34 protein-coding genes are annotated in these 26,209 nt (G+C 56.0%); 5 read left to right on the top strand and 29 right to left on the bottom strand.

Annotated elements, in window-relative coordinates; genetic code table 11:
• Positions 1 to 4: 4 nt before the first annotated feature.
• The 24 genes from ACFSO0_RS18320 to ACFSO0_RS18435 form a co-directional block, all read right to left on the bottom strand.
• Positions 5 to 862 (bottom strand): NAD(+)/NADH kinase, encoded by an 858-nt coding sequence (locus ACFSO0_RS18320; RefSeq protein WP_376882755.1) that lies wholly within the window; start codon positions 860 to 862, stop codon positions 5 to 7.
• Between the two features lie 111 nt (positions 863 to 973).
• On the bottom strand, positions 974 to 1,792 hold the full coding sequence (locus ACFSO0_RS18325) for a TlyA family RNA methyltransferase (protein WP_376882758.1): 819 nt from the start codon (positions 1,790 to 1,792) through the stop codon (positions 974 to 976).
• Complete coding sequence (gene dxs / locus ACFSO0_RS18330; protein WP_376882761.1) at positions 1,789 to 3,675, bottom strand: 1-deoxy-D-xylulose-5-phosphate synthase; 1,887 nt, start codon at positions 3,673 to 3,675, stop codon at positions 1,789 to 1,791. The genes ACFSO0_RS18325 and dxs overlap by 4 nt, the downstream gene beginning before the upstream one ends.
• Before the next feature lie 319 nt (positions 3,676 to 3,994).
• The gene (locus tag ACFSO0_RS18335; RefSeq protein WP_376882764.1) at positions 3,995 to 4,894 is read right to left on the bottom strand and encodes a polyprenyl synthetase family protein; all 900 of its coding nucleotides are present in this window, start codon (positions 4,892 to 4,894) and stop codon (positions 3,995 to 3,997) included.
• The gene (gene xseB, locus ACFSO0_RS18340; protein ID WP_376882767.1) at positions 4,895 to 5,149 is read right to left on the bottom strand and encodes an exodeoxyribonuclease VII small subunit; all 255 of its coding nucleotides are present in this window, start codon (positions 5,147 to 5,149) and stop codon (positions 4,895 to 4,897) included. It abuts the gene before it with no gap.
• On the bottom strand, positions 5,118 to 6,497 hold the full coding sequence (gene xseA, locus ACFSO0_RS18345) for an exodeoxyribonuclease VII large subunit (protein WP_376882769.1): 1,380 nt from the start codon (positions 6,495 to 6,497) through the stop codon (positions 5,118 to 5,120). The genes xseB and xseA overlap by 32 nt, the downstream gene beginning before the upstream one ends.
• A gap of 87 nt (positions 6,498 to 6,584) precedes the next feature.
• Positions 6,585 to 7,439, bottom strand: coding sequence for a bifunctional methylenetetrahydrofolate dehydrogenase/methenyltetrahydrofolate cyclohydrolase FolD (gene folD / locus ACFSO0_RS18350; RefSeq protein ID WP_376882771.1), 855 nt, complete (start codon positions 7,437 to 7,439; stop codon positions 6,585 to 6,587).
• A gap of 87 nt (positions 7,440 to 7,526) precedes the next feature.
• Entirely contained in the window at positions 7,527 to 8,489 is a 963-nt protein-coding gene (locus ACFSO0_RS18355) for a tRNA (adenosine(37)-N6)-threonylcarbamoyltransferase complex transferase subunit TsaD (protein ID WP_376882774.1), read from the bottom strand.
• A gap of 20 nt (positions 8,490 to 8,509) precedes the next feature.
• Positions 8,510 to 8,914 carry a transcription antitermination factor NusB gene (gene nusB / locus ACFSO0_RS18360; protein WP_376882776.1) on the bottom strand — a complete coding sequence of 135 codons (405 nt, stop codon included), beginning with the start codon at positions 8,912 to 8,914 and terminating at the stop codon, positions 8,510 to 8,512.
• Between the two features lie 68 nt (positions 8,915 to 8,982).
• Complete coding sequence (locus ACFSO0_RS18365; RefSeq protein ID WP_376883265.1) at positions 8,983 to 9,195, bottom strand: DUF2273 domain-containing protein; 213 nt, start codon at positions 9,193 to 9,195, stop codon at positions 8,983 to 8,985.
• Between the two features lie 12 nt (positions 9,196 to 9,207).
• On the bottom strand, positions 9,208 to 9,765 hold the full coding sequence (amaP, locus tag ACFSO0_RS18370; RefSeq protein ID WP_376882779.1) for an alkaline shock response membrane anchor protein AmaP: 558 nt from the start codon (positions 9,763 to 9,765) through the stop codon (positions 9,208 to 9,210).
• 116 nt (positions 9,766 to 9,881) lie between these two features.
• Positions 9,882 to 10,304 (bottom strand): Asp23/Gls24 family envelope stress response protein, encoded by a 423-nt coding sequence (locus ACFSO0_RS18375; protein ID WP_376882782.1) that lies wholly within the window; start codon positions 10,302 to 10,304, stop codon positions 9,882 to 9,884.
• Positions 10,305 to 10,372: 68 nt separating this feature from the next.
• Positions 10,373 to 11,728, bottom strand: a complete 1,356-nt coding sequence (accC, locus tag ACFSO0_RS18380) for an acetyl-CoA carboxylase biotin carboxylase subunit (RefSeq protein ID WP_376882784.1) — start codon at positions 11,726 to 11,728, stop codon at positions 10,373 to 10,375.
• Positions 11,729 to 11,744: 16 nt separating this feature from the next.
• The gene (gene accB, locus ACFSO0_RS18385; RefSeq protein WP_376882786.1) at positions 11,745 to 12,251 is read right to left on the bottom strand and encodes an acetyl-CoA carboxylase biotin carboxyl carrier protein; all 507 of its coding nucleotides are present in this window, start codon (positions 12,249 to 12,251) and stop codon (positions 11,745 to 11,747) included.
• A gap of 215 nt (positions 12,252 to 12,466) precedes the next feature.
• On the bottom strand, positions 12,467 to 13,153 hold the full coding sequence (locus ACFSO0_RS18390; protein ID WP_376882789.1) for a SpoIIIAH-like family protein: 687 nt from the start codon (positions 13,151 to 13,153) through the stop codon (positions 12,467 to 12,469).
• A 13-nt stretch (positions 13,154 to 13,166) separates the two neighbouring features.
• Complete coding sequence (spoIIIAG, locus tag ACFSO0_RS18395; protein WP_376882791.1) at positions 13,167 to 13,841, bottom strand: stage III sporulation protein AG; 675 nt, start codon at positions 13,839 to 13,841, stop codon at positions 13,167 to 13,169.
• A 31-nt stretch (positions 13,842 to 13,872) separates the two neighbouring features.
• Entirely contained in the window at positions 13,873 to 14,526 is a 654-nt protein-coding gene (spoIIIAF, locus tag ACFSO0_RS18400) for a stage III sporulation protein AF (RefSeq protein WP_376882793.1), read from the bottom strand.
• A gap of 8 nt (positions 14,527 to 14,534) precedes the next feature.
• Positions 14,535 to 15,686, bottom strand: a complete 1,152-nt coding sequence (gene spoIIIAE, locus ACFSO0_RS18405; protein WP_376883267.1) for a stage III sporulation protein AE — start codon at positions 15,684 to 15,686, stop codon at positions 14,535 to 14,537.
• Between the two features lie 52 nt (positions 15,687 to 15,738).
• Positions 15,739 to 16,128, bottom strand: a complete 390-nt coding sequence (gene spoIIIAD, locus ACFSO0_RS18410; RefSeq protein ID WP_376882796.1) for a stage III sporulation protein AD — start codon at positions 16,126 to 16,128, stop codon at positions 15,739 to 15,741.
• Positions 16,129 to 16,143: 15 nt separating this feature from the next.
• Entirely contained in the window at positions 16,144 to 16,344 is a 201-nt protein-coding gene (spoIIIAC, locus tag ACFSO0_RS18415) for a stage III sporulation protein AC (protein WP_376882799.1), read from the bottom strand.
• Positions 16,345 to 16,366: 22 nt separating this feature from the next.
• Complete coding sequence (gene spoIIIAB, locus ACFSO0_RS18420; RefSeq protein WP_376882801.1) at positions 16,367 to 16,885, bottom strand: stage III sporulation protein SpoIIIAB; 519 nt, start codon at positions 16,883 to 16,885, stop codon at positions 16,367 to 16,369.
• Positions 16,873 to 17,835 (bottom strand): stage III sporulation protein AA, encoded by a 963-nt coding sequence (spoIIIAA, locus tag ACFSO0_RS18425; protein ID WP_376882803.1) that lies wholly within the window; start codon positions 17,833 to 17,835, stop codon positions 16,873 to 16,875. The genes spoIIIAB and spoIIIAA overlap by 13 nt, the downstream gene beginning before the upstream one ends.
• Positions 17,836 to 18,015: 180 nt before the next feature.
• Positions 18,016 to 18,351, bottom strand: coding sequence for a CD1247 N-terminal domain-containing protein (locus ACFSO0_RS18430; RefSeq protein WP_376882805.1), 336 nt, complete (start codon positions 18,349 to 18,351; stop codon positions 18,016 to 18,018).
• Between the two features lie 82 nt (positions 18,352 to 18,433).
• On the bottom strand, positions 18,434 to 18,697 hold the full coding sequence (locus ACFSO0_RS18435; RefSeq protein ID WP_376882807.1) for a YqhV family protein: 264 nt from the start codon (positions 18,695 to 18,697) through the stop codon (positions 18,434 to 18,436).
• 170 nt (positions 18,698 to 18,867) lie between these two features.
• Between ACFSO0_RS18435 and comA the strand changes: the two genes are divergently transcribed.
• The 3 genes from comA to ACFSO0_RS18450 are packed head-to-tail and all read left to right on the top strand — an operon-like array spanning position 18,868 to position 20,894.
• On the top strand, positions 18,868 to 19,689 hold the full coding sequence (comA, locus tag ACFSO0_RS18440) for a phosphosulfolactate synthase (RefSeq protein ID WP_376882810.1): 822 nt from the start codon (positions 18,868 to 18,870) through the stop codon (positions 19,687 to 19,689).
• Entirely contained in the window at positions 19,680 to 20,396 is a 717-nt protein-coding gene (locus ACFSO0_RS18445) for a 2-phosphosulfolactate phosphatase (protein ID WP_376882812.1), read from the top strand. The genes comA and ACFSO0_RS18445 overlap by 10 nt, the downstream gene beginning before the upstream one ends.
• 36 nt (positions 20,397 to 20,432) lie before the next feature.
• Positions 20,433 to 20,894 carry a DUF441 domain-containing protein gene (locus ACFSO0_RS18450; protein ID WP_376882815.1) on the top strand — a complete coding sequence of 154 codons (462 nt, stop codon included), beginning with the start codon at positions 20,433 to 20,435 and terminating at the stop codon, positions 20,892 to 20,894.
• 54 nt (positions 20,895 to 20,948) lie between these two features.
• On the opposite strand, the gene efp is transcribed toward ACFSO0_RS18450, so the two are convergent.
• From efp to ACFSO0_RS18470, 4 genes are all read right to left on the bottom strand, one after another.
• On the bottom strand, positions 20,949 to 21,506 hold the full coding sequence (efp, locus tag ACFSO0_RS18455; RefSeq protein WP_376882817.1) for an elongation factor P: 558 nt from the start codon (positions 21,504 to 21,506) through the stop codon (positions 20,949 to 20,951).
• 41 nt (positions 21,507 to 21,547) lie between these two features.
• On the bottom strand, positions 21,548 to 22,618 hold the full coding sequence (locus tag ACFSO0_RS18460; protein ID WP_376882820.1) for a M24 family metallopeptidase: 1,071 nt from the start codon (positions 22,616 to 22,618) through the stop codon (positions 21,548 to 21,550).
• 22 nt (positions 22,619 to 22,640) lie between these two features.
• A complete protein-coding gene (gene aroQ / locus ACFSO0_RS18465; protein ID WP_376882822.1) occupies positions 22,641 to 23,084 on the bottom strand; it encodes a type II 3-dehydroquinate dehydratase in 444 nt (147 codons plus the stop codon).
• 175 nt (positions 23,085 to 23,259) lie between these two features.
• Positions 23,260 to 23,763: a YqhR family membrane protein gene (locus tag ACFSO0_RS18470; protein WP_376882824.1), complete on the bottom strand. Its 504-nt coding sequence runs from the start codon at positions 23,761 to 23,763 to the stop codon at positions 23,260 to 23,262.
• Between the two features lie 137 nt (positions 23,764 to 23,900).
• Here ACFSO0_RS18470 and ACFSO0_RS18475 point away from each other — a divergent pair, with 137 nt between their 5' ends.
• Together ACFSO0_RS18475 and ACFSO0_RS18480 are read left to right on the top strand one after the other, a co-directional pair.
• Positions 23,901 to 24,833 (top strand): DUF1385 domain-containing protein, encoded by a 933-nt coding sequence (locus ACFSO0_RS18475; RefSeq protein WP_376882827.1) that lies wholly within the window; start codon positions 23,901 to 23,903, stop codon positions 24,831 to 24,833.
• Positions 24,834 to 24,877: 44 nt separating this feature from the next.
• Positions 24,878 to 25,222 (top strand): hypothetical protein, encoded by a 345-nt coding sequence (locus ACFSO0_RS18480; protein ID WP_376882830.1) that lies wholly within the window; start codon positions 24,878 to 24,880, stop codon positions 25,220 to 25,222.
• 46 nt (positions 25,223 to 25,268) lie between these two features.
• On the opposite strand, the gene ACFSO0_RS18485 is transcribed toward ACFSO0_RS18480, so the two are convergent.
• Positions 25,269 to 26,198, bottom strand: coding sequence for a patatin-like phospholipase family protein (locus ACFSO0_RS18485; RefSeq protein WP_376882832.1), 930 nt, complete (start codon positions 26,196 to 26,198; stop codon positions 25,269 to 25,271).
• Positions 26,199 to 26,209: the final 11 nt, after the last annotated feature.

Genomic DNA, 26,209 nt, shown 5'->3' on the forward strand with positions numbered 1-26,209 from the left:
AAATTTACTCCCATTCCCCTTGTAGTTTGGTGCGAATCGCTTCAAAAAAGCCGCCCGCTTTCCACTTGATCAGCGGCGTGACGAACGGAGATTTTTTGATGTAAATCTGGTCGCCGCCTTCCAGCCGGTAGCCGAATTGTCCGTCAATGGACAAGCCCATTTCCTGATGGATGGCATCGACCTCGATCCGGATCACTTCGTCGCCTGACAACACCATCGGCCTTGCCGTCAACGAATGCGGCGCTACCGGCGTCAGCAGCAGCATGTCCACATTGGGTGCGACGATGGGACCTCCGGCTGACAGTGAGTAGGCCGTAGACCCGGTCGGCGTCGAGACGATCACGCCATCCCCGCTGAAGGTGGCGACATAGGCATTGTCCAAATATACAGCGCATTGAATGATCCGGCAAAACGACCCTTTGGCGATGCCGATGTCATTCATCGCTGTGTACGTGCCAAGGCTTTTCCCCTTGCGAAAAAGGGTCGCCTCCAGCATCGTCCGCTCTTCGATGTTATAGTTTCCCGACAGCAGCAAGTCGACGGCATGGGGCAGATGCTCCGGTTCTGCCTCGGACAAAAAGCCGAGCGTCCCGAGATTGATCCCCAGTATCGGCAGGGAGCGTCCTGCCAGCTGGCGGGCAATCCCGAGAAGCGTCCCGTCTCCGCCCAGCACACAGACGAGGTCCGCCTGATGCCCGATCTCCTCGACTGTCGCTCCCAGTTCGGCACGGCCCAGGTCAGAGGAGATGTTTTCGTCCAGAAAAACCTGTGCACCGCGCGCCTCGATCAAATACAGAAGCTCCCGCGCCACTATGCGGGCTTCCGGTTTTCCTTTATTCGCGATAATTCCAATTTTCTTCACATGGTCCACCCCAAACTGGTTGGTTGGAAATCCTTATACAAGTATACAACTTCTCATGCATAAATAAAAAGCCTCGTTTCGGACAAAAATCCCGAGGCTTTGTTCATCAGCTTATTTTAACGCGGCATGGGCAGACGCCACTACTTCCGTCACGAGCGAAAGCCACGCTTCCGAGTCGAGGCCATCCTCGCTCTTGGCGGCGTGCAGGACGAACTCGATGTTGCCTTCGCCGCCGGTGATCGGCGAGAAATCCAGACCTTTCAGGGCAAAGCCAAGCTCGCGGGCAAAGGCGCCGATGTCCGTCAAGACGGCTTCATGCGTCTCTCTATCGCGCACAATGCCGTTTTTCCCCACCTTCTCCTTGCCTGCCTCAAATTGCGGCTTGACCAGCGCGACCACATCTCCCCCCGGCTTCAGGAAGCGGTACAGCACCGGCAAAATCAGGCGCAGGGAAATGAAGGAGACATCGATGGAAGCAGCGTCCGGCTTTTCCAGCTCGAAAGCAGCCGGGTCCATATGGCGGAAATTCGTCCGTTCCATGACGACGACCCGTTCATCCTGACGCAGACTCCAGGCGAGCTGGCCGTAGCCTACGTCGATGGCGTAGACGAGCCGTGCGCCGTGCTGCAAGGCACAGTCCGTAAAGCCGCCCGTGGATGCGCCAATGTCCATCATGACGCGCCCCGTCAGGTCGATCCCGAATACCCGCAGCGCTTTTTCCAGCTTCAGACCGCCGCGGCCGACGTACGGGTGCACCTCGCCTTTGACCGTGATTGCAACGTCTGCGGGGAATTTCGTTCCCGGTTTGTCGCATCGCTCGCCCGCAACCTGGACGAGTCCTGCCATTACTGCTGCTTTTGCTTTTTCTCTCGTTTCGTACAATCCTCGCTCGACGAGGAGGACATCTACGCGTTCTTTTCTTATGCTCATGCTTCGACTACGCCTTTCGATACGGGCATCAGGGCACGTACACGGGAGACGATGTTCTCTGCCGTGAGCCCTACTTCCTGCCGCTGTTCTTTGACACTGCCATGCTCTACGAAGTAATCAGGCACCGCGACGATCTGCACGTTGCCATCGTAATAGCCGAGGCCGTTCAAGCATTCCAGCACGGCACTGCCGAAGCCGCCCATTTCACAGCCTTCCTCGACGGTGACAATGTGGTAGCCTTCTTTTGCCAGCCTGAGTAGCAGCTCCTCGTCCAACGGCTTGCAAAAGCGCGCATTGACGAGCATCGGCTCCATTCCTTCGCGCCTGAGCTGACTCGCCGCCTGTTCCGCGATCTCGAACACATGCCCGAACGAGAGGATCGCGACATGCTTTCCTTCCTGCACGATTTCGGCCTTGCCGATGGGAAGCACCTGCAGTTCCTCGTCCAAGGCAACGCCGCGCACCGGCAGACGCGGATAGCGGTAGGAAATCGGGCCCCCGTCGTATTTGGAAGCCGTCTTCATCATATGGCGCAGCTCGTTTTCGTCCTTCGGCGCCATGATGACCATGTTGGGAATAGCCCGCATAAAGGCGATGTCGTACATGCCCTGGTGCGTCTCCCCGTCCGCTCCGACAAGCCCTGCGCGGTCTACCGCAAACACGACATTGAGCTTTTGCCGGGCCACATCGTGAATCAGCTGGTCGTATGCGCGCTGCAAAAACGTCGAGTAAATCGCAAGGACCGGCTTGAGGCCCTGCGTCGCAAGCCCTGCGGCGAACGTACAAGCATGCTGCTCGGCAATCCCTACGTCGAACAGACGGTCAGGAAACTTCTGGCCAAACGGAATCAGCCCGGAACCGGCCGGCATCGCAGGCGTAATCGCCACGATCCGGTCGTCCTCGTCCGCCAGCTTCATCATCGTATCCGCGAAGATGGATGTATAAGTAGGAGCTGACTTCGGCGTGTCTCCCGATTCGATTTTGTATGTTCCGATGCCATGCCATTTGACCGAATCTGCTTCGGCGGGGGCGTAACCCTTTCCTTTTTTCGTGATCGCATGGATCAGGACAGGGCCTTTGGTCTGCTTCGCTGTCTTCATCGTATCGAGCAACAGCTCCAGATTATGGCCGTCGATCGGACCGATATACGTAAAGCCAAGCTCCTCGAATAGAACGCCGGAAACGAGCAAATACTTCATGCTGTCCTTGAACCGCTCGGCTATGTTCGCCAGCTTTCCGCCTACTGCCGGAATCGATTTGAGCAGGCTTTCCAGCTCTTCCTTTGCCCATTTGTAGTTCTCCGCCGAACGCAATTTGCCCAAGTAGTTGTGCAATGCCCCCACGTTGGGCGCGATCGACATTTCGTTGTCGTTGAGCACAACGATCACATTTTTGCGTTCGTGACCGATGTGGTTCAGCGCTTCCAGAGCCATCCCGCCAGTCAGGGCACCGTCGCCGATCACCGCGACTACATGGTTCTTTTCCTTTTTCAAATCGCGAGCCGTCGCCATTCCCATCGCAGCAGACAGCGATGTGCTGCTGTGCCCGGTTTCCCACACGTCATGCGGACTTTCGACCATTTTCGGAAACCCGCAAAGCCCTTTGTATTGACGCAGTGTCGGGAACATGTCCCGGCGCCCGGTCAGCATTTTATGTACATACGCCTGATGGCCTACATCCCAGATGATTTTGTCTCGCGGGCTGTCAAAGACATAGTGCAGAGCAAGAGTCAGCTCGACCACCCCGAGATTGGGAGCCAGATGGCCGCCTGTTTTGGACAGCGTCTCCACGAGAAACTGCCGGATTTCTTTTGCCAATGTATATAGCTGCGACTGTTTGCATTTTTTCAAGTCTTGAGGATCATTTATGGTAGTAAGCAGCATGGGTATTCCTCACTTTCCACTGTTCGTTCTCCGGCGATTGTGCGTGCTGCAATCCAATCTATCCCTGGGTAAACGCGGCTCTCTCTTTTGCCAGAGCCGCATCGTTACGCTACTTTTATGCTTGCTTCATTATAACGGTTTCTCTGCAAAAACACCACTTTTCATCATCATCGGCGAATAGCAGGATGGATGCGCTTTCGCGAAGCAGGGAAACGAACGCTGTGCAGATTAAAAAACCTCCCGTGCTTTTCGGGAGGCTTCTGTCTGTGAATGGCAGACCGTACCGGTACCAAACGGAAAGTGCTTGTTGCGGACTGCCCTATTTTTTCCGGTCGCGCACGTAATCTGCCAACGGGCCAAGGGCCGAATGCTCCAGTCCGGCATCCGCCAGAGCGGCCTTCGCCTCCGCGATGAGCGCGGCCAGCCGTTCCTTGGACTGCTCAAGCCCAAGGATGGACGGATACGTCGCTTTCTGCCGCTGGGCATCGCTGCCGACGGCTTTGCCAAGCTCGGCAGCATCCCCTTCGACGTTCAGGATATCGTCCTGAATCTGGAAAGCAAGCCCGATGCAATACCCGTAGCGAGTCAGCATCTCCATCTGCTTTTCGCTTGCTTCCGCCAGATAGCCTCCGCCGCGCAGTGCCGCAATCAACAGGTCGCCTGTCTTGTGCTCGTGAATGAACTCCAGCTGGGGCAGCTCCAGCCGCTTCATCTCGCCTTCGATGTCCGCCATCTGTCCGCCGACCATCCCCCTGGCACCGGCACGCCGGCCCAGCTCCGCGATGAGTTTGACCGTTGTCGCGGCAGGTACGTCCGTTCGCCCCATGTACGACTCGGCGATAAGGGAAAAAGCGCGGGTCAAAAGCGCGTCTCCCGCCAGAATCGCGGTCGCTTCGCCAAACACCTTGTGGTTCGTCGGTTTGCCGCGCCGCAAATCATCGTCATCCATCGCTGGCAAGTCATCGTGGATGAGTGAGTATGTATGGATCATTTCCAGGGCGACCGCAAACGGGACACCGCGCTCGATCGGCTTGTCCAGCGCCTCCAGCACAGCCAGAACGAGCATGGGCCTAAGCCGCTTGCCTCCTGCCATCAGCGAGTATTTCATCGATTCGTAAAGGGCGGAAGGCACCCCTTCCTGCTCGAGGGCGGAAATGAGCCTGTCCTCGATATAGGCTGTCTTTTCTGTCAGGTATGTAGTAAACGTGTCCACAGCCATTTACGCTTCTCCTTCCACGCGGAACGCCTTTTGCTTCAGCATCCCGTCCTCTTCTACCAGCTGCGTGATTTTCGCCTCGATCGCCTCAAGCTTCTGACCGCAAATCCGGGAAAGTGTGACGCCTTCCTGATACAAGGTGATGGCCTCCTCCAGTGGAATTTCTCCTTCTTCCAGTTGCAAGACGACCTCCTCCAGCCGTCTCATCGCCTCTTCAAACTGCATGTCAGTCTCTTGGTCCGTTTTTTTGCGAGCCATCGTGTTTCTCCTCCCGATCAATCTGTTCCACGCGTGCAGTGGCGCTTCCATCCCTTAATCGTACCACGAGCCTGTCTCCGCAGGCAAATTGCTCGACGGACTTGACGATCTGCCCTTCCGCATAGACGAGCGAAAACCCGCGCTGCATGACTTTGAGCGGACTTAGCGCATCAAGCTGCGCTACACGGGCCGAAAAAGCCATTTGCTGCTCGGTCAGCCGTCTGCGCATTTTTTCATCCAATCGCGCACGGACGGCCATCAGCTGTTTGCTGCGTTCCCCTAGCTGATCCGCCAGCCGGTAGCGCTTGATCCGCTGGTCCAGCCGCTCATACCGCTCTTTGCGCAGCGCAAGCAAATGCTTCATCGACTGCTTCATCCGTAGCTGGGCACGGTCGAGCCGCTCTGCCGCCTCCTCCAGACGCCGCTGCGGCTGGCGCATCGCGTACGCATTTGCAAGCTGGTTCAACCGCTTGCGCTGGTCGGCGATCCGGTTCAGGACGGCTCGCTGGATGCGCATCTCAAACTGCTTGACCCGCTCGACCCATTCCAGATAGTGCGGAACGGCCAGCTCTGCTGCAGCAGTCGGCGTCGCGGCACGTACATCTGCGACGAAATCGGCAATGGTCACATCGGTCTCGTGGCCGACAGCCGAGATGACGGGAATCGTCGAGGCAGCGATTGCTCTGGCGACCTTTTCGTCGTTGAACGCCCACAGCTCCTCGATGGAACCACCGCCGCGTCCCACGATGAGAACGTCGATATCGGGATGTTGGTTGATGATCCGAATGGCGGAAATTATGGAGGCCGGGGCTTCTGCTCCTTGCACGACAGCAGGTGCCAGCACGATCTCGGCCTGCGGGAAGCGGCGGCGAATCGTGGTGCAAATGTCGCGAATGGCGGCGCCGGTCGGAGAGGTCACGACGCCCACCCGCTTCGGAAATCGCGGCAGCGGACGTTTTCGTTCGGCGGCAAACAGCCCTTCCCGCGCCAGCTTTTCCTTGAGCTGCTCAAACGCCAAATAAAGCGATCCCAGACCGTCCGGCTGCATCTCTTTGGCATACAGCTGGTAGGCTCCGTCCCGCTCGAAGGCAGAAATGGAACCGCGCACGATTGCTTTGGTTCCATCTTTGGGCAGGAAACGCAAAAAACGGTTGTAGCTGGCAAACATGACGACCTTGATCCGCGATTGCTGATCTTTGAGGGTAAAGTACATATGTCCGCTCGAATGGTGCGTAAAGTTGGAAATCTCGCCGCGCACCCAGACGTCCTGCAGGCGGTTTTCCTTTTCCAGCACCAGTTTGATGTAGCGATTGAGATCGCTGACAGATAAGATGTTTTGAATAGCCATGCGCCCCTCCTCATCTGGCCGCTGTCCTATCTGCGAAAAAGGAAATGGATCGGTCCTCCCTCTCCATTTCCCTGTTTTCGGTACAGCTTATCGGCCTGCCTGCCTGCGTGCAGCCGCGACCGTATTTTTCAAAAGCATGGTAATCGTCATCGGGCCGACGCCTCCCGGTACAGGCGTCAGGAAGCTCGCCACTTCCTTTACTTCATCGAACTTGACGTCGCCTACGAGCTTGCCGGTTTCAATCCGGTTCACGCCGACGTCGATCACGACAGCCCCCGGCTTCACGTGTTCTTTCCCGATCATGTGCGCGCGTCCTGTCGCAACGACGAGAATATCCGCCTGCCGCGTGATTGCCTCGAGGTTTTGCGTGCGGGAATGGCACATCGTCACTGTGGCGTTTTCTTGCTGCAGCAAGAGCGACACCGGCTTGCCCACGATGTTGCTGCGCCCGATGACGACAGCGTGCTTGCCAGCCATTTCCGTCCCCGTCCGTTTGATCAGCTCGATGATCCCGTGCGGCGTACACGGCAGAAATGTCTCGTTGCCAAGCACCATGTTGCCGACACTGATCGGATGGAAACCGTCCACATCTTTGTCCGGATGAATCGCCTCGATCACGGCCGTCTCGGAAATGTGTTTCGGCAAAGGAAGTTGCACCAAAATCCCATTAACGTTCGGATTTTCGTTCAATTGCTGGATGATCGCCAGCAGCTCTTCCTCTGTGGTGGACGCGTCCTTAACAATCACTTCAGAGGCGATGCCGACTTCTTCGCAGCCCTTCGCCTTGCCTCGCACATAGGATTGGGAAGCAGGGTCATCTCCTACCAGCACAACGGTCAACCCTGGTGTAATGCCTTGTTTTTTCAGTTCCGCCACTTCATTCGCCAGCTCGGCGCGAATGCTTTGCGCGACTTCTTTCCCTTGGACAATCACTGCAGCCATGGAGAAAGGACCTCCTTCATAACGTCGATACCACTAGTGTACCGATTTTCGGATATCCTGTAAAGCCGAATCATAAAATGTTCAACATTATTTATTGTTCGTCTTTTGCTTCATCCATCCGAGCATGGCTACCCCGTAGGCGTTGTCACCCGAGTAAGCGGGGTCGCAAAAATACAGTTTCGCCCCCGCTGCAGGATGCTCCAGCCGCTTGATCAGCCGCTCGCGCATGTACTGGTTGGCAGCTACTCCGCCTACGATCAATATTTCTTTCGGCAAGCCCTGTTCCACCGCATGCCGCAGTGATTTCTCCAGCGTGTTGGCGATACATTGCTCCGTCGCGCGGGCGATGTCAGCGAAACTGACCTGCCCCGCCGAAACGGCGCGCAGCAAGGAAGCCTCCGGGCCGGAAAAGCTGAACGACAAGCCGTCCACGGCCGACGCCACCCGGAAATCGCCCGACGCTTCCCTGGCCAATGCCTCCAGCTGCGGCCCCGCGGGAAAGGACAGCCCGAGCGCCACTCCGACGCGGTCTACCAGTTGGCCGGCGTGCAAATCGATCGTACCGCCGATTTTTTCGATCGCATAGCCTGTCGCCATTCGCTCGCACAGCAAAAGCTCACTGGTCCCGCCGGAGAGGTGGACCGCCAGAAAACGGTCTTCACGCGGACGATTTTCTGCCGTGTACTCCCCTGCTGCGATATGCCCTTCCTGATGTGTCGTCAAGTGCAGCGGCACGCGCAAGTAGGTCGCCAGCGATTTGCCCAGCCCTTCACCAACTTTGAACACCGGCATGTACGACTGGTCGACGGGACGCGGCTTCTCGCTGACGCAAATGGCTTCGATCTCATACTCGTTCCACTTCATTTGTTCGCTCAGTTCCGGCAAGTTCATCACATGTTGAAAGACGGCCTCGGATTGCTGCAGCCCGCGCTTGCCTTCTTTCACTTTCAAAAGGCGCTTTGCTTCTGCCACAATCCGGCCGTCTTCCTGAGCCAAGCACAGTGATGTCCGGTAATTGCTCGTATCAATGCCTAACATTACCTTACCCATGCCTTTTTCCCCTGCCCTGTTTATGCCTGTGTGATCTCACGAGCATGCAGGAAGCTGGACAAGACGCCGTTGATGTAACGGTGGGATTGCTCATCGCTAAAGAGCTTGGCAATTTCAATCGCTTCGTTCATGACAACCTTGTCAGGGGTATCTGCTTCATACATGATCTCGTAAAAAGCCAGACGGAGTATCGCGCGGTCCACATTGGCGATCCGCTCCAGCTGCCAGCCGCGCAAGTATTGCTTGATCTTGGCGTCAATCTCTGCCTGATTCTTCAGGACGCCGTCCACCAAGTAACGCAGATACTGCGAATCTTCCTGCGAGTCCTCCATGACCAGCGCGATCGCCTCATTCACCGGCACCTCTGCCATATCGATCTGGAAAAGACATTGGACTGCTTTTTCTCGTGCTGTTCTTCGCTTCATACCATTCACCCTACCATTTATTTTGCGTCCGGGAGCAGATGGGTTATCCCGGGAGATCCGGTCATCTGTTACCGAAACTTGCCAGGCAAAATCCTGTCAAGAATTTCCCGCAAGTCTTCCTTGTGATCCAGTTTGCGGCCGATGTAAAATCCGGTGCCGATAAACACAACAAACACCAGTGTATCCCAAAAGCCCACGAGAAGGTAGATGATCCCGAAAATAAATCCGGCTGCAACACCCAATAGCTTCCCCTTGTGCTCCCACAATAACTCCCATAACACGGCTCTCACCTTCTATTCCACCCGCCTGCGCGCAGCGTAGTTATCTTGTTGAGCCACCTCCGTCACGATGACCGATACTTCGGAAATCACGACGCCTGCGATCCCTTCCACCTGATCCTTGACATCCTGTTGCAGCTTTTGTGTCAATTCGGGCAAAGGTGTCTCCCCATCGACTGCGATGCGCAGCGTGATCATGTTCCCGCTCTCGAGCGATCTGACCGCTGTCTTCATGTCGCGCACGCCTTTTACCCGTCTGGCTGCGCGCTCCGCAATCGTCTGGATGGTCTGCAAGGTGATGTGGACCTCACCCAGATCGCTGCGTTGGCGAATGCCGCGCTCTGTCTTTGCTTTGCCTCTGCGGAAGGAACTGAAAAAGAATCGAAGGCTGACAACGAGGAAGATGATCGCGACGATGAGATAGGCGAGGTTCGTGCCCGCGAGCATCTCTTCGAGGTAAGGACGGAACACGTCCGGAGACAACAAGCCGCTGGTCGCTGCGATCGCCATGCAGGACAAGATGATCAGCGCAAAACTGTAGATGGTCAAAATAAACCGGTCGAACAAGTTCACATACATCTCTCCTTCAACCATGCCCGTCTGTCGGACAAACATAGCACGTTCGGGTGTTGCCGTACTGATGAGGAAAATGCCCCCTGTTAGCAGGGGGCATCCATCCGTTGCCTGTGCTAGCGCACGCGCTGGTATTCTTCCACCACAGCAGTTGCGGGTGCAGGCGATTTTTCATCCGCTTTCAGCTCTACATCGACGATATGTACATTCACTTCCACAACCGACAGCCCTGTCATGCTCTCAATTGCGCTGCGCACACTATCTTGAATATTTCGAGCGACATCCGGGATGCGGTGACCGTATTTCACGATGATCGAAACATCTACAGCTGCCTCGCGAGAACCTACTTCTACGCGAACGCCGCGGGCAATATTTTTACGGCCTAAACGTTCCGCTATTTCTCCTACGAAACCGCCGCTCATCTGCGCCACGCCTTCGACTTCGGACGCAGCCATGCCGGCGATCACTTCCAAGACTTCAGGAGCGATCTGGACCTTCCCAAGTTCTGTTCTCTCTAAATCTGGAGAAAATTCTTCCACGCTTCGCACCTCCCTTTGGATTTGTATTCCATTATACCAAGCGCTCTGTTTTTTTACAAATGAGCGCCTTACTCCTCATCGAGGTTCAAATCGTACGTCTCCAGGAATTTCGTATCGAAATGACCGCTCACGAAAACTTCATGCTCCAGCACCTTCAGATGGAACGGGATCGTCGTCGTGATGCCTTCCACCACGAATTCTCCCAGGGCGCGCTTCATCCGCTCGATCGCCTCGTTGCGGTCTTTGCCCCAGACGATCAGCTTGGCGATCATCGAATCGTAGTACGGCGGGATGGAATAGCCGGTATAGGCAGCACTGTCCACGCGCACGCCGAAGCCGCCCGGCGGCAGGTACCCGGTGATGCGTCCCGGAGACGGCATGAAGTTTTTCGCGGGATTTTCCGCATTGATCCGGCATTCGATCGCCCAGCCGTCCAGCACGACGTCTTCCTGGGTAAAGGACAACGGCAATCCTGCCGCTACCGTCAGCTGCTCCTTGATCAGATCAAAACCGGTAACCAGCTCTGTAACCGGATGCTCGACCTGGATGCGTGTGTTCATTTCCATGAAGTAAAACTTGCCGTGCTTATCCAGCAGAAACTCCACCGTTCCTGCGCCGTGATAATTGACCGCCTTGGCTGCAGCGACAGCCGCTTCCCCCATTTGCCTGCGCAGCTCCTCGCTCAAAGCGGGCGACGGCGCTTCCTCGATCAGCTTCTGGTGACGACGCTGGATCGAGCAGTCGCGCTCGCCCAGGTAGACGACGTTGCCATGCTTGTCGGCCATGATCTGAATTTCCACATGGCGCGGGCTTTCCACGAATTTTTCCAGGTAGACGCCCGGGTTGCCGAACGCTGTCTTCGCTTCGTTCTGCGCCTGACGAATCGCCTTTTCCAGATCTTCATCGTCTACTGCAACGCGCATGCCGCGTCCTCCGCCGCCGGCCGTCGCCTTCACCATCACGGGGTAGCCGATTTCGTTGGCCGTCTTGATGGCATCTGCCACGTCTTCGATCAGGCCATCCGTCCCCGGTACGGTCGGGACCCCCGCAGCCTTCATCGTATCCTTGGCTGTCGATTTGTCGCCCATGTTCACGATCGCATCCGGGTCCGGACCGATGAACGTAATGTTGCACGCCGCGCAAATCTCGGCAAAGTCAGCGTTTTCCGCCAGAAATCCATAGCCGGGGTGAATGGCGTCGGCTCCCACCTTGGTCGCTACGCTCATGATGTTCGCTATGTTCAAGTAGCTGTCCTTGGATGCTTTCGGACCAATACAGTAGGCTTCGTCGGCCATTTTTACATGAAGCGCTTCTTGATCCGCTTCGGAGTAGACGGCGACCGTACGAATGCCCAGCTCGCGGCATGCGCGGATGACACGGACCGCAATTTCTCCGCGATTGGCAATCAATACTTTCTGAAACATTCCGCTCTCCCCCACCTTATTCCGGCTTCACCAAAAACAACGGCTGACCGTATTCAACCAGCTGTCCGTCTTCGACCAGAACTTTGACGATCTCGCCGTTTACTTCTGCCTCGATTTCGTTAAACAGCTTCATCGCTTCCACGATGCACACCACTTTGCTTGCAGTGACTTTGTCGCCTGCCTGCACGTACGGCGGCTTGCCAGGCTCTGGCGATCTATAGAACGTACCGACCATCGGCGATACGATCTTGTGCAGGTTTGCTTCGTCCTCGAGAGGTGCCGGTGCTGCTTTCGGCGCTTCTGCCACGGGAGCCGGAGCCGCTGCCGGTGCTGCCGCTACAGGTGCTACGGGAGCCGGAGCTGCCACAGGAGCTTGTACAACAGGCTGAGTCACGACGACCGTCTCGGTGCCATTCGATTTGCGCAAGGTCACTTTTGCGCCTTCTGTTTCCAATTTGAATTCATTAATGGAAGATTGATCGATCAGCTTGATAATTTCTCGGATTTCATGAATTTTTAACACGAATGTGCACTCCTTCGTTTCGTTAAGATGTTTCCGGGTGGCTATATATGTATCAAGAGCAAAGCATAAATCCATGGTAGCCTGTTGACCATAACACGTCAAGAAAGGATTTCCCCGCTTCTTGCCGCGCAGAAGCGAGGAAACCCTTACCATGATACCCGTTTCGGGCTGACATTATAACGGTAGCATTGCCCATAGACCACCCTTTCCCGGGCTTACGTGGTCTTGAACTGCACGGTCACATTCGTCGCCGGGACATTGAGCTGCTGCTTCACCTGGGCGATGATGTCGACAGCTTCATTGGCGCTCAGTTTATCCTTCTGGACGATGACGGTCACCTTGTCGTCATTCACGTAGACGACCGCATCCTGATAGCCGTTTGCTTTCAGCATCTCCTCGATGTTCGTCACGGCAGTTTCCTGCGCCGAGAGCTTGTTGAATTTCGCCTGGGCATCCGCGACTGCTTGCGCCGACGACTCGGCGTTTCCGATAATCGCCATTTGTTCGTCTTTTTGCTGCTGGAGCTGAGCTTCCCGCTTCATTTTGTAGCCCTGGAAAATCTCGCTTGTCGTCTCTGTTACAGGGACAGCGGCATTGCCTGTCTGCGGCTGTGGAGCGGCTTTGGTATCAGGCGCTTGCGGATTGGCCGCTTGCACATCCACAGGCAGCCCTGCGGCAACCTGACCCTCGTTTTTTCCGTCTACCGGTGCGGCAGGCGATGGTTGGTCCACTTGCTTGGACTCGACGACGACACCCGAAATCTGCTCCTGCTTTTGTACAGCTTCCTGCTGTCCGGACGTCGGCACCTGATCTTGCGGGCCTTTCACCAAATAATACCCGGAGAGCACTACCATGACTGCCAGCATTGTCAACAACCATACTGTTTGCTTGCGCAGAATCATTCGCCATTACCTCCTACCCTTTTTTGGGCAAAATGGATATTTTGTAGGCGGGAACGTCCAAAACCTTTTGTACGGCTTCGGTAATCCACGCCTTGACCTGGATGTTGTCGGCGCCCTTGGCTACGACGAGGACACCTCTGACGCGCGGCTTCACTGTCTTGACGACGACAGGCTGATCTTGCTTGCCGCCCTGCACAATGACGACTTCGGCATCTTTCGTCTGGTCGCTCTGGTTGCGTGTCGCCTTGTCTTTGTCCATTTCCTGGTTGGTGGAAGAGCGGTTATTCGTGTTTTGGGCCATAACCAGCTCCGGCGTCGACTCGAGGTTGACCATCACCTCGACTTCGCCTACGCCTACGACGCTGGTGAGGATGTCCCGCAGCTGTGTGGCGTAGATGTTTTCGTATTCGGCGATGATGTCAGGCGCGGATTTGGCGCCCATGGCCGGAGCTGCCGCATCCTCTCCGGCGTTGTTCCCGCCGCCGAACCAGCTTGCACTGGCGCTTTCGGCTTGCCCGGCTCCCCCGCCGCCACCTCCGGCCAATCCGAGCGGCGAATCCCGCTCGACCTGAAGAAAATCTGTCAAGATCATGGCGGCGGCCCCGATTCCCAAGACGACGATCAAGTAGTGCAGCGGCAACCGCTTTTTGCCGGTTCCTTCCCACAGCTTCCTCAGTTTTTCCAGCATCTCTCTCACCTCGCTTTTCCGAAAGCTTCTGTTACGAAGACCCGCCCGTCACGACCACCTGATCGCTCGTAAGCCCCCACTGCGCTGCTAGATCGGCAGCGATCTTCGCGTACGTCGGGTCCATCTGGCGTGAAGACGTCTCGATGCCTGCTTGTGATGTTACGGCCTGACTTTGCCCCAATTGAATGGTTACCGGCGCGATGGGCTGGATGGGGGTGATGACCGCTGCACTTTTGTCCTCCTGCTTCTCTTCTCCGATGGTCAGCTCGATTTTCTCGATTGCGGGCTGCTGCGGATTACTGTTGTCGACGCGGATGTTGACATGCTGCACATCCAGGCCGTATTCCTCCTTCACCTTCGCCTTCACCGCAGCCTCTACTTGCTTCTGCACGTATGCTGTCACCTGCTTGCCCTGCTCCCCGAGCAGCTTTTCGGCGAAGCGTTTCCACTCCCCGTCAGCAGGTTTGTTCATCTCCTGCTGATAGCGGTCAAACCGCAGGGCCAGATCGTCCTGTGAGAGGCTGAACAAGGCGAATACAGGCGAGATGATCGTCAGCAGCAGGATGAGTCCCATCACCATTTTGACGTAGCGCTGCAAGGTCGTATTGGGCAGGATCAGATCGAGAAAGGCGGCCAGAAGCACGAGCAGGATGATTTTTTTCAGCCAGAGCGTTAACCAGGTCATAAGATCACCTACCGAACCATCATGGAGATGTTGCCCGCTGCGATCATGATGGTAATCGCCAGAAAGAACATCAGTCCTACCGTTGCCAGCGCGGCGAAGACGAACAGGAGACTTTTGCCGATCGTTCCGAGCGCACTGATGATGGGGCTGTTTCCGAGCGGCTGCAGCACGGCGGAAGACAGGTTGTAGATCAGGGCAAGCACCAGTATTTTCAATGCCGGAAAGGCGCACAGGAGAATCAGGATGACGACTCCTGCCAGCCCTACGGCGTTTTTGACCAGCAGCGAGGCGCTCAGGACGGTGTCAGCCGCATCGGAGAACACTCGTCCGACAATCGGGATGAAGTTTCCCGTAATGTACTTCGCCGTCCGCAGCGTCACGCCGTCCGTCACGGCCGTAGTGGCTCCCTGAATCGAGATGACGGCGAGAAAAATCGTGAGAAACGACCCGAGCACCCCCATCGCCACGTTGCGCAGCAAGGTCGCGAGCTGCGTCACCTTGTACCGCTCGGAAAACAGGCTGACGATCGACAGCATCGCAGAGAGAAAGAGAAGCGGAAAGACCACGTAGGAAATCATCATGCCGCTGATGTTGATCATGAAGATGATGAGCGGATGAAACATCGTCGCCGTCGCCAGATTGCCCATCGACGCGAGAAGCGCGATTACGAGCGGGATCATCGCCAGCATGAAGTCAGACATATCGGTGATCGCTTGCTTGGCGTACGAGATGGCGACGTGAAAGCTGTTGATCGCGAGCACCATCAGCACGAGGTAGGCGATGGAGTAGGCGACTGTCGACACGGCATTGCGCTCGAACGCATTTTGCATCGTTTCCAGAATCATCGCGAACACCGTGATAATGATGATCGAGCTTAGCAGCTTGCCGTTCATCAGGATCTCGCGAAAGAAAAATTTGCCCATGCCCTTGAGAACGGATGTAAAGCTGAATTCTCCCTGGTCCATCAGCAGCTGGGTCAAGCCCGGTGACTTCAGGTCGGGCAAGTAGCCCTGGTAGTTGCGCTGCAGCTGCTGCCAGTATTGCTCCACACGCTCCAGTTGCAAGTGGTCGACCTGCTCCTGAACGATCTGGTTGAGCGGACCTGCGGCTGGTGTCTGCGCGGCCGATACAGTGCCAATCGGCATCATCAGGAGCAGCAGAAGAAGAACCGTGAAAGTGCCTGTACGGACCACGTGGACATCCCCCCTCCCCTCATGCAGGCAACAAGTCGATGACCGTTTCGATGATAATCTGGATAATCGGCACGGCCATGACCAGGATGAGGACTTTCCCTGCCAGTTCGATCTTGGAGGCGATCGCGCCCTGTCCGGCATCTCGGGTCAATTGCGCGCCGAATTCGGCAATGTAGGCGATTCCGATAATTTTGAGGATCGTTTCCAGGAACACGAGGTTCAGGTCTGCCTGGACAGCCAGTCGTTCCAAAATCCGGATCACATCGACGATTTTGTCTACGACCAGGAAGAAAATGAATATCGCGCTAATGAGAGCCAACAATACGGCGAATATCGGCTTTTGCTCTTTGATGAGCAGTACGAGGATCGTGGCAATCAATCCCAGTACCACTACTTGCACGATATCCATACTTGCAAGCCCTCCTTAATTCAGCTGAAAAACCCGTTTTACTTCGGCAAACAAATCTCCCAGGTAGTGGGCAACCATGAACAGGACGATGACGAACCCCAGAAGCGTAACCCAGTGCGCGTAATCTTCTTTTCCGGACTGTTTCAATACCGTATGGAGAATCGCTGCGATAAATCCGACTCCCGCAATTTGAAAAATGGGTTGAAGAGACCCCATGTCCACTGTGAACACCTCGCCTTCAGAACATCAGGATGACGACCAAGAGTCCACCCAAAAATCCGAGACTCTTGTACATCTTCTCGTATTTGGCCTGTTCCACGCGCGCTTCTTCCTCCAGTCCGCGCAGGTGGGTAACGGCGAGCCGCAAATGCTTCTGCTGGTCTTCCCTGTCCGAGGAGCCGAGCACCTGACCCAGGCTCGCCAGCACCTCGCCTTCCTGTTTGCGCAGCGCCGTCTCTGGCCAGTGGCGGCTCATCGCCTGCCGCAGCGAGTCTTCGGCGGAATGGGCCTTCTCCGTGACGAGCAGTTCGGCAGCCAGCAGAAATACTCGGCCGACCTCCTCCGAGATTCTGTTGCCGACCTTGATATAAGCGCGGTGCAACGGTGTCAGACCGTAGACGATTTCGGTTTCCAGCATCTGCAGGGCGACCAGCAGTGCTCGCAGCTGCTTCGGCCGACAGGCGTAATATCCGCCGATCTGCCAGCCGACCATGGATGCGGACAAGAGGATGAGCAGAGCCCCAATCAGCTTGACCATGCCATCTTCTCCTTTTCCACCAGCTTCAACTGCTGATCGTACACTCCCTGGATGGTTCCTGCCCCTCTGGAGCGGCTGAGCACGATGTAGCGCGAGAAGGCGCCATGCTTGATCAGCTTGCCCAGCATGGGCCTTTGCGCCACTTCAGAGACGTCCGCCCCGTGGGCAGTGCAGATGACGGCGACGCCGGCGTGGATCGCTTCCCAGACAGCATCCCCGTCTTCAGGGCGGCCGACTTCGTCCACAATCAGCACATCAGGAGACATCGAGCGGATGAGCATCATCATCCCGGCAGCTTTGGGACAAGCATCCAGCACGTCGGTGCGCGGTCCCACGTCCCGCTGCGGAACGCCCTGCAGGCATCCGGCCAGCTCGGATCGCTCATCCACAATCCCCACCTTCCGACTGGAGCACCATTCGCTGCCGTAGCTGATCGTTCGGGCCATGTCCCTAAGCAGCGTCGTCTTGCCGCACTGCGGCGGGGAGATGACGAGGGTATTGAGCAGCCTCCCGTCTTCAAACAGGTACGGCATGACTTTGGCTGCAGCACCTTTTTTCTCGCGCGCGATGCGGATGTTGAAGCTGGTTACATCCCGAATCCCCTTCACTTCCCCCCTGTCCAGCACCACCTTGCCCGCGATGCCGATCCGGTGGCCGCCGACTACCGTGATGTACCCCCGCTTCAGCTCTTCCTCAAGGGCGTACAAGGAGTGCTGGCTGACTTGCCCCAGCAGCTTGACCGCATTTTCCTCGGTAAATATCCATCCTTGCCTTGCAATGGAGGTGAGCTGCCCGCTCGCGGTCACAAAACTGGATTGCTGGCCGTAGCGGATTTCCAATGGCTGATTTTGCCGCAGCCGTATTTCCTCCAGATGCTCTCTGACCGCGGAGGGGAGGGCAGTCAGAATGCTTCTTACGGTAGCCGGCAAGATCGCCAGTATTTCTCTCACAACAGGTACCCTCCTTTTGTGGCCAGACGTTCATCCAGCCTTTGTCCACTTTGACTTACCTCCATCCTATGCACGGCTGGACGAGATTTATGCTCCCGCTCTACGAAAAAAAGCCCGCCCCTCGCCAAAATCGCGGTTGGGGCAGGCTCCGTAATCCATTTGTCCTCCGGCAACGCTCGCTTACGTCGGGTTGACCGCCACCGTGTCTGCTTCCTGATGGCTTGGCTCGGCGGCAAAATGATGGTGGCTGTCCTCGCAGTCGGTGACTGTCTCGTACAGATCCTCCTCATTCTCAAACAGGAACAACTCGACGTCCTCCAGATCCTCGTCGATCGCCTGCACATAGTCCTCTGTCTCGTCGATGCGGGTGTGCAGCTCCCGAAACTCCGCATGCATCTCATCGAGTATGCCGACGATCTCCATCAGCAGCTTTCCTTCCGCGCTTTTTTCACTCACGTCCAGCCCGCTGGCCAGGCCGCGCAAGTACGATATTCGCTCTGTCAATGCTGTCAGCACAGCTATTCCCCTCCTCTTGTCCGCTTTTCCCCTCTAGCTTGCCCAATAAAGCGTGCGCGTACCGGTGGAAGGAACTGGCGACTCACTTGCGCACCCCGATCAGGATGCACGAGATCCCGACCAGTATCCAGGCGATTTTGGCAAAACTGATCCGGTCGGACATGCCGAGCAGCCCGACGGTTGTTGTCGCAATCAAAATGATCGGTCCGACGATCGCAAGTCCCGAATTGATCAAAAGCGCCTTTTCTACCTCGTTCACTTTCAGGATCAACAAGGCAGCCAGCACCTCCATGCTCCCCGACAAGATTCTGAGCGCCGCCATGCCCAGTATCGCCTTTTCCCACATCTCCCTCGTCCTCCCTTCGTTCCACTGTATGCCTGTACCCGAGCGGTTCAGCACTGCCGACTCTGCGATCTGCTGCGCGTGGGCATTCGCCTAGAGAAGCGCTCCTTCACTCCTGTTTGGCAAAAGGCATACACTGAACCAAATCGCCTAGAAGAAATGAGGAACCACCTATGCTACACTGCGACCATCCCTTCTGGCCCGCCGACTGGGCAAATCCGTCCGGACAGCGACGTGACAAACCGCGCCGCGCGGGATTAACCATGGTCATCGACAAAGGCGTCGGTCTCACCGCCTTCCGCGATTTGCTGGAAATGGCCTCTCCCTATATGGACATATACAAATTGGGCTTTGGCACAAGCGCGTTGTATCCCAAAGACCTGTTGCAGCAAAAATTGAGCCTGGCTGCCGCGCACGGGCTGCACATCATGCCAGGCGGAACGTTTTTTGAAATCGCCCGCAGGAAAACAGCTGTCGAGGAGTATATGTACCTGATCCAATCTTTAGGCTTTAATGCAGTGGAAATATCGGACGGCACCTTCCCCCTCACCGCAGCAGAGCGCAGGAGCGCCATTGCGGCAGGCGTCGAGGCGGGGCTCGTCGTCTACAGCGAGGTTGGAAAAAAGGCGGCGGATTACCGCACTGAAATCTGCGAGCTGCTGGAGACGCTGTATGCCGATCTGGACGCGGGAGCAAGTCACGTCATTGTGGAGGCGCGGGAGAGCGGGACCGTCGGCATTTTCGACAAGGACGGCTCTGCCGATGGCAAATTCATCCTCGAAATCGCCAAGGCTGCCGGCCAGGAAGCAAACCGCCTGATCTGGGAAGCGCCGAAAAAAGAACAGCAAGTCTTGCTCATCCGCACCCTGGGGACCGACGTCAATCTGGGGAATGTAAGTTATGTGGACGTCTTGTCGGTAGAGACCTTACGCAGAGGCTTGCGGGGAGATACGGCCGCGTTCATGGAGGCAGGGAGGTCACATGCGTGCGAATAGAAGTCGTTCCGAGCGTGGAGGAAATCCGGTTTGACCAGATTAGCAACCATGTCGTGATCGTCATTGATGTGCTTCGTGCATCCAGTACGATCGTCACGGCCCTTGCCAGCGGATTTTTGTCTGTCATGCCAGTAGAGACAATCGGCCAGGCCAATACATTGCGCGCGGCAGACTGCATCCTGGCCGGGGAACGGCATTGCAGGAAGATTCCGGATTTCGACTGCAACAATTCCCCGACTGAAATTGCATCGCGGCAGTCTGCCGGAAAGCAGCTGATCTTGACCACGACTAACGGCACCCGCGCCATTCAAAAAGCGGAGCGAGCCGCAGCGCTGCTCATCGGCTGCTTTCTCAATGCCACCGCCTGTATCACCCACGCTCTGACGTACAATCTGGACATCACCTTGTACTGTGCAGGCACTCGCTCCGAATTCGCCCTGGAGGACGGGCTGGCAGCCGGCTTCATGATCGGGCAGGCGCAAAAAATGTCCGCCCACTTTCAAGTCTGCGATCTCGGCGAAGCGCTGAAGGCGAGCTACCAATACTTCGCCGGACGCCTGACCGAACTGCTGCCGCAGACGACGACAGGGAAACGCCTGGTCCAGCACCATTTCACGGATGACATCCTCTACTGCGCGCAGCTCGACCGCTACCGGCTCGTCCCGTATATCAAGGAGAAACGCATACTCCCATACCTTGTCTCATAGAGTGAAAGGAGAACAGGGACAGGGGTTTTGATGCCAATGATGTCTGGAGAAGTGATGCTCGTCATCCTGATCGTCATAGGGTTACTTGGCCGTTCACCGATCATTGCCACCGCCGCCAGCATCCTGTTGGTGCTGAAGCTCACGGCGCTGGAGCGCTTTTTCCCTGCGGTAGAAAGACGCGGACTGGAGCTCGGCCTGCTGTTTTTGACGATCTCCGTCCTTGTGCCGTTTGCAAGCGAAAAAATATCGTGGAAAGACATCCTTCCCCTCTTTACCACGCTCATCGGACTGACGGCGCTCGCGGGCGGAGCCATTGCTACGTGGATGAACGGAAAAGGTCTCGATCTCCTCCGTACAGAACCCCACATGATCGTGGGTTTGGTCATAGGCTCGATCATCGGCATCGTTTTTTTGCGCGGCATCCCGGTCGGACCGCTCATGGCGGCTGGCATTACTGCTTTCGTGCTCAAGCTGTGGGAGTGGCTGGGCGGACGATGATGCAAAAAAAGGCAGCACCCGTGACGGGCACTGCCTTTTCCTTATTCGCGGCGATTATGCGCGCGATACGTATGCTTCGGTGCGGGTATCGATAATAAGGCGGTCGCCTTCTTCTACGAACAGCGGTACGTTTACCACAAAGCCGGTTTCCAGGGTAGCTTTTTTGGTTACGTTGGAAGCCGTATCGCCTTTTACGCCAGGCTCGCACTCGGTAACAGTCAGCTCCACGGTGTTTGGCAGCTGAATCCCGATCGTTTCACCGTTGTACTGCATGATTTGCACATTCATGTTTTCCTTGAGGAAACGCAGTTCACGCTCGATTTGGCTGCGGGTGAACGTCATTTGCTCATAAGTTTCGGTGTTCATGAAAGTGTACTCGTCGCCACTTGCATACAGGTACTGCATGGTGCTGGTTTCAATCCGCGCAGGGTTTACTTTCTCGCCGCCGCGGAAGGTCATTTCCGTGGTATTGCCGTTACGCAGGTTGCGCAGTTTGGAACGAACGAATGCCGCACCTTTCCCCGGTTTCACGTGTTGGAATTCGAGAACCGTATAGATATTGCCGTCCACTTCGATCGTCAAACCTGTCCGAAAATCGTTCACAGAGATCATGATAGTCCTCCCAAATCAATCGATAACAGGTTAAGTATAAATTACACGGGCAAAATGATCAACTCTTTCGTGGACTTGTTCAGTACCTCGTGACCGTCAGCCGTGATCAGCACGTCGTCCTCGATGCGCACGCCCCCGAGACCGCTCACGTAAATGCCCGGCTCCATCGTCACCAGCATCCCCGGCTCCAGCACAAACGGGCTTACCGTGGACAGGCTCGGCTGCTCGTGCACCTCCAGGCCAAGTCCGTGACCCGCGCTGTGTCCGTAGCAATCGCCATAACCTGCTGCCGCGATGATGTCACGGGTCGCTGCGTCCGCCTCTTTCCCTGTCACACCCGGCTTCAGCGCCGCGACGCCCGCAAGCTGGGCACGCAGGACGATGTCGTAGATTTCTTTCATTTTCGGGCTTGGTTCCCCTACGGCCAGCGTGCGTGTGATGTCCGAATTGTATCCTTTGTACGCCGCGCCGAAATCGAGTGTCACCATTTCCCCTGCCTGAATGATCTTTTCGCTGGCCCGGCCATGCGGCAATGCCCCGCGCGGTCCGGAAGCAACGATCATGTCAAACGCAGACCCGGACGCTCCCTGCTTGCGCATGAAGAACTCCAGCTCCAGCGCTACGTCTTCCTCGCTCACGCCCGGCCTGATGTACTTTTGAATATGCTCGAAGCCCGCTTCTGCGATCCGCACCGCCTCGCGGATGATCGCCAGCTCCGACTCATCCTTGAACATGCGGATTTTTTCCATCAGGCCCGAAGCCGCGATCAGCTCTACGCCGTCAAAGGCTTTGCTCCATTCCTGGTAGGTCTGGTAGGAGACGGAGCTTTCAAACGCCAGACGCTTTACGCCTTTTTCGGCAAGCAGTTTGGCGATCGCTTCCACTGCCTTGCGCTCGTTGTTTACGACCGTAAACAGCGGAGCCTGCTCCTGCGCTTGCTCGACGTAACGGAAGTCGGTGACCAGGAACGCCTCTTTCTCCGTGACGATGACCCAGCCGGTAGAACCTGTGAAGCCGCTGAAGTAAAACCGGTTCTCCTGTTTCTCCGTGATGATGGCATCTGCTCCCAGATTGGCCACAGCTTCGCGCAATTTGTCCAGACGTTGTTGCATGACAACATCCTCCCCTTTATCGTTATTTATTTTTTTCGATCTTGCGCACCAGCGCACGCAGCGCCCACTCGTAGCCATCCAGGCCCAGCCCCACCACCTGGCCAATCACGACCGGCGCAATGACGGAGTGGTGGCGGAATTCTTCCCGCGCATGAATGTTGGAAATATGTATTTCGATGACAGGCAGCGCCACACTGGCAAAGGCATCGCGCAGCGCGTAGCTGTAGTGAGTGAATGCGCCGGGATTGATCAGGATTCCGTCATGCACGCCCTTCGCCCGATGAATCGCGTCAATCAGCACACCCTCATGGTTGGATTGCAGATGCTCAAGTTTGCCGCCCAGCTCTTCCATCACCTTGCCCAAGTTCGTAACCAGATCCTCGAGCGTCTCACTCCCGTATACTTCCGGCTCCCGCGTCCCCAGCAAGTTGAGGTTGGGTCCGTTCAACAACAGAACGGAAGTCATGCTCATCCCTCCCACGTAGATTTCTTCAAGAAAAGATTTTTTACTAATGAAACATTTTACCACATGCCTTGCAGAGTTCAACCAAAGATCCGCCTTTTACGAAAAAGATTCCCAACATTCGCATACCTCTTGGCAGGAACGGGCGTTTCCACCCAACCGCAAAGAGCCCGCTCCGCTATTCTTCGTCGGATTCTTCGAGCGTCAGCGTCATTCCGGCAAACAGGCCATAGGACAAATACCAGGCCGCCTCCGTACTCAAGGTGGATACTTCCCAATTCCCGATGACGAAAAAATATCCTGCTACCGCCAGCATGACGGCACCGAGCAAAAGCCCGCTCCACCATACCCGCACTTTGCGAAACAGTGCGGAAAACAGCGCCGTTGCGATCAGCGACTCCACGAACAAGAAGATCGCTCCAAGGCCAATCGCGGCCGCCGTATTCTCGTCGATTCCCGTCAATATCGGCCGGGCGAACGCTCCCAAGCCATAGGGAGTAAAATTCAGGAAATGGGCCGCCATGCGGATGATCCCCCAGAAGATCGTTCCCCAAAGGGCCACCTCCACGATTTTTTTCGCGGGCTGCCCGCCGCTTGCTTGCCGTTGCCTTTGTTGCTGCTGCTCCTGCGCCTGTCTCCCGTTCCATCCCCGCAGACCTTTTCGGGCTTTGGTCGCTTCCATGTTGATCACCTCCTTGGTATTATGCGCCGCATTCCCTATTTTCACTAATTCCTGACATTTCATTGCCCGGCCATGAACTGCATGTAGCTTCAAGCCCCTGTTTCCGGTAAAATAGGAAATAAGGATGGTGATTCAAATTGGCAGAGCAAGTCGTACCCAGCTACGGTGGTCAGGCTGTCATCGAAGGTGTCATGTTCGGCGGCAAAACCATGACCGTCACGGCTGTTCGGAAAAAAAATCAGGAAATCGAGTATTTTGAAGCCCCCCGTACGGAATATAAATGGATTACTCCCTTGAAAAAAATTCCGTTTTTGCGCGGGGTCGTCGGATTGATTGAAGCAAGTGCGAACGGTGCCAAACACCTGAATTTCGCCTCCGAACGTTACAACGCGGACTCAGGAGAGGTATCGCCGGACTCTCCTTCCCGGCTGACAATGATTCTCGGCGTAGCGCTGGTCGGCGTCTTGTCTTTCCTGTTCGGGAAGTTCGTCTTCACGCTCGTACCGGTATTTCTGGCCAAATTCCTCCTGGGCAAATGGGTCCCGGACGGCGTTCCGCAAACGCTGGCAGAAGGCGGCTTCAAGATCCTCCTGCTGCTGGGCTACATTACCGCAATCGCGAAAGCCCCGATTATCAAACGGCTATTTCAATATCACGGAGCCGAACATAAAGTGATTAACGCGTTCGAGTCCGGGGTAGAATTAACAGTAGAAAATGTACAAAAATTTTCCACCCTGCATTATCGATGCGGAAGCAGTTTTCTCATTTTCACGGTATTCGTCGGCGTCGTCATTTACTCCCTTTTCCCCTATGATTCGCTGACTGAACGGGTCATCCAGCGCATCGTTCTCCTGCCGGTCGTCATGGGCGTCTCCTACGAGGTGCTGCAGTGGACCAACAAGCTGCGCGACACCCCGTTTCGTTTCCTTGGCTATCCGGGTTTGCTCTTGCAAAAAATTACGACTCGGGAGCCGGAAGACCATCAGGTGGAAGTAGCCATTGCCTCCTTCCAGAAAATGCGCGAACTCGACCAGAGACATGCGCAGGAGCGTACGGCCACGACAGGATAACGTGAGAACGTGAGGCATTTTTGAATCCCTTAGAGGTGAGGCCTATGTTACGCCGCATTCCACCAGTGATACTGATTGTATTGTTGCTCGCTGCCTACGGTTTTCTCCTGACGTTTATCGAGGACCCTGTGAATACGCTGATTATTCTGGGGCTGTCTGTTGCGTTGATCCTGGTGGTGCGGAATTATTTGCAAACGGGCTCCTTTTTTCCGCGCAACACCGGGCCTCGCAAGCCAAAACCGCCCAAGGCCAAAACGCCGGGGCAAAAGCCCGCGAAAAAGCAGGCACACCCCCGACGCGATCATCCCTTCCGCGTCATCGATGGAAAAAAGGGGAAAACGAAGCAAGAGCAGGGCGATCAAAATTCACACAACAACATCTCTCATTAAAAAAAGAAACAGGTAGCCGCTTTGGAGGGTGCCTGTTTTTTTGTGTTCAGACCAGATACTTCGGGGAAGAGGTACGAAACACTTTGACGTATTCTGCAAAATTCCAATTTCTCAGAAAACGGCGGGCGGACTCTTCGCCCGACGCAAACAGGCGCTGGCGAAGCTCGTATGGCAAGTGGAACTGCGTCGTACGAACGCCGAGCGTGTTGATGAAGATAGTCCGGACCGCATTGGCCTTTTCCACGTGAAGATTGTCATGCGCATCCAGCATCGTCACGAGCAAAGCGCGTGTAAACGAGAATAGCCCCGAGATCGACGTCTGCTCTGCCGTCACCTTGTTGTCGTGCAGCCGAAACCCGATCGTCGGCCACTTGGGCGCCCCCGGAACGTCAAACAGCCAGACCGGATAATTGCTGAGCAAGGCTCCGTCCACGATGTAATGCGGCTTGCTGTCGCTCTGGAGAATCGCTGGCTGAAAGAAAAACGGGATGGAGGCAGACATGCGCACCGCCCTGGCGATCGAAAAGCTCTCGGGAGCCACGTCGTAGCGGGGCAGATCATCTGGCAGCACCAGCATCTTCCCGGCGGTCACATCGGATGCGACGATGCGCAGCTTGCCCTCCGGCAGATCGCCGAATGACCGGATTCCTTTGCGCTGCAGCAGATTTTCGATGAACAACTCGAGCCGGTCTGCCCGAAAAATGCCTTCATTCAGGAGCAGCTCGAACATGGGCCCGACGAAGGGAAGCCGCCCCAATCCCCTGCGCTGCAGAAAGCACTGATAGTCCATTTCTTCAAAAATCGGCTTCAGCTCCCGACTGGTGTAGCCTGCACTGAGCAGCGCCGCGACGATGGAGCCAGCGGATGTTCCGGCGACTTTTTCCCACGTATACCCGTGCTCTTCCATGACCTGCAAGGCTCCGATAAAAGCGATCCCCTTTACTCCGCCCCCCTCAAAGACTGCGTCCGCTTTCATCCTTCCGCCTC

Origin of the sequence: Brevibacillus sp. GCM10020057 (genome assembly GCF_042683565.1) — a bacterium.
GTDB lineage: Bacteria > Bacillota > Bacilli > Brevibacillales > Brevibacillaceae > Brevibacillus.

What these genes read in the sequence shown, in the direction of transcription:
- ACFSO0_RS18460 (WP_376882820.1), bottom strand. Translation starts at nt 22,618, where the DNA reads ATGCAACAACGTCTGGACAAATTGCGCGAAGCTGTGGCCAATCTGGGA.
- ACFSO0_RS18335 (WP_376882764.1), bottom strand. Translation starts at nt 4,894, where the DNA reads ATGGCTGTGGACACGTTTACTACATACCTGACAGAAAAGACAGCCTAT.
- comA (WP_376882810.1), top strand. Translation starts at nt 18,868, where the DNA reads ATGCTACACTGCGACCATCCCTTCTGGCCCGCCGACTGGGCAAATCCG.
- nusB (WP_376882776.1), bottom strand. Translation starts at nt 8,914, where the DNA reads ATGAAGCGAAGAACAGCACGAGAAAAAGCAGTCCAATGTCTTTTCCAG.
- efp (WP_376882817.1), bottom strand. Translation starts at nt 21,506, where the DNA reads ATGATCTCTGTGAACGATTTTCGGACAGGTTTGACGATCGAAGTGGAC.
- ACFSO0_RS18450 (WP_376882815.1), top strand. Translation starts at nt 20,433, where the DNA reads ATGATGTCTGGAGAAGTGATGCTCGTCATCCTGATCGTCATAGGGTTA.
- ACFSO0_RS18470 (WP_376882824.1), bottom strand. Translation starts at nt 23,763, where the DNA reads ATGGAAGCGACCAAAGCCCGAAAAGGTCTGCGGGGATGGAACGGGAGA.
- spoIIIAG (WP_376882791.1), bottom strand. Translation starts at nt 13,841, where the DNA reads ATGCTGGAAAAACTGAGGAAGCTGTGGGAAGGAACCGGCAAAAAGCGG.
- spoIIIAB (WP_376882801.1), bottom strand. Translation starts at nt 16,885, where the DNA reads ATGGTCAAGCTGATTGGGGCTCTGCTCATCCTCTTGTCCGCATCCATG.
- spoIIIAF (WP_376882793.1), bottom strand. Translation starts at nt 14,526, where the DNA reads ATGACCTGGTTAACGCTCTGGCTGAAAAAAATCATCCTGCTCGTGCTT.
- aroQ (WP_376882822.1), bottom strand. Translation starts at nt 23,084, where the DNA reads ATGACTTCCGTTCTGTTGTTGAACGGACCCAACCTCAACTTGCTGGGG.
- ACFSO0_RS18480 (WP_376882830.1), top strand. Translation starts at nt 24,878, where the DNA reads ATGTTACGCCGCATTCCACCAGTGATACTGATTGTATTGTTGCTCGCT.
- ACFSO0_RS18355 (WP_376882774.1), bottom strand. Translation starts at nt 8,489, where the DNA reads ATGGGTAAGGTAATGTTAGGCATTGATACGAGCAATTACCGGACATCA.
- ACFSO0_RS18485 (WP_376882832.1), bottom strand. Translation starts at nt 26,198, where the DNA reads ATGAAAGCGGACGCAGTCTTTGAGGGGGGCGGAGTAAAGGGGATCGCT.
- ACFSO0_RS18325 (WP_376882758.1), bottom strand. Translation starts at nt 1,792, where the DNA reads ATGAGCATAAGAAAAGAACGCGTAGATGTCCTCCTCGTCGAGCGAGGA.
- accC (WP_376882784.1), bottom strand. Translation starts at nt 11,728, where the DNA reads ATGTTTCAGAAAGTATTGATTGCCAATCGCGGAGAAATTGCGGTCCGT.
- dxs (WP_376882761.1), bottom strand. Translation starts at nt 3,675, where the DNA reads ATGCTGCTTACTACCATAAATGATCCTCAAGACTTGAAAAAATGCAAA.
- xseB (WP_376882767.1), bottom strand. Translation starts at nt 5,149, where the DNA reads ATGGCTCGCAAAAAAACGGACCAAGAGACTGACATGCAGTTTGAAGAG.
- spoIIIAD (WP_376882796.1), bottom strand. Translation starts at nt 16,128, where the DNA reads ATGGATATCGTGCAAGTAGTGGTACTGGGATTGATTGCCACGATCCTC.
- spoIIIAC (WP_376882799.1), bottom strand. Translation starts at nt 16,344, where the DNA reads ATGGGGTCTCTTCAACCCATTTTTCAAATTGCGGGAGTCGGATTTATC.
- folD (WP_376882771.1), bottom strand. Translation starts at nt 7,439, where the DNA reads ATGGCTGCAGTGATTGTCCAAGGGAAAGAAGTCGCGCAAAGCATTCGC.
- xseA (WP_376882769.1), bottom strand. Translation starts at nt 6,497, where the DNA reads ATGGCTATTCAAAACATCTTATCTGTCAGCGATCTCAATCGCTACATC.
- ACFSO0_RS18390 (WP_376882789.1), bottom strand. Translation starts at nt 13,153, where the DNA reads ATGATTCTGCGCAAGCAAACAGTATGGTTGTTGACAATGCTGGCAGTC.
- ACFSO0_RS18435 (WP_376882807.1), bottom strand. Translation starts at nt 18,697, where the DNA reads ATGTGGGAAAAGGCGATACTGGGCATGGCGGCGCTCAGAATCTTGTCG.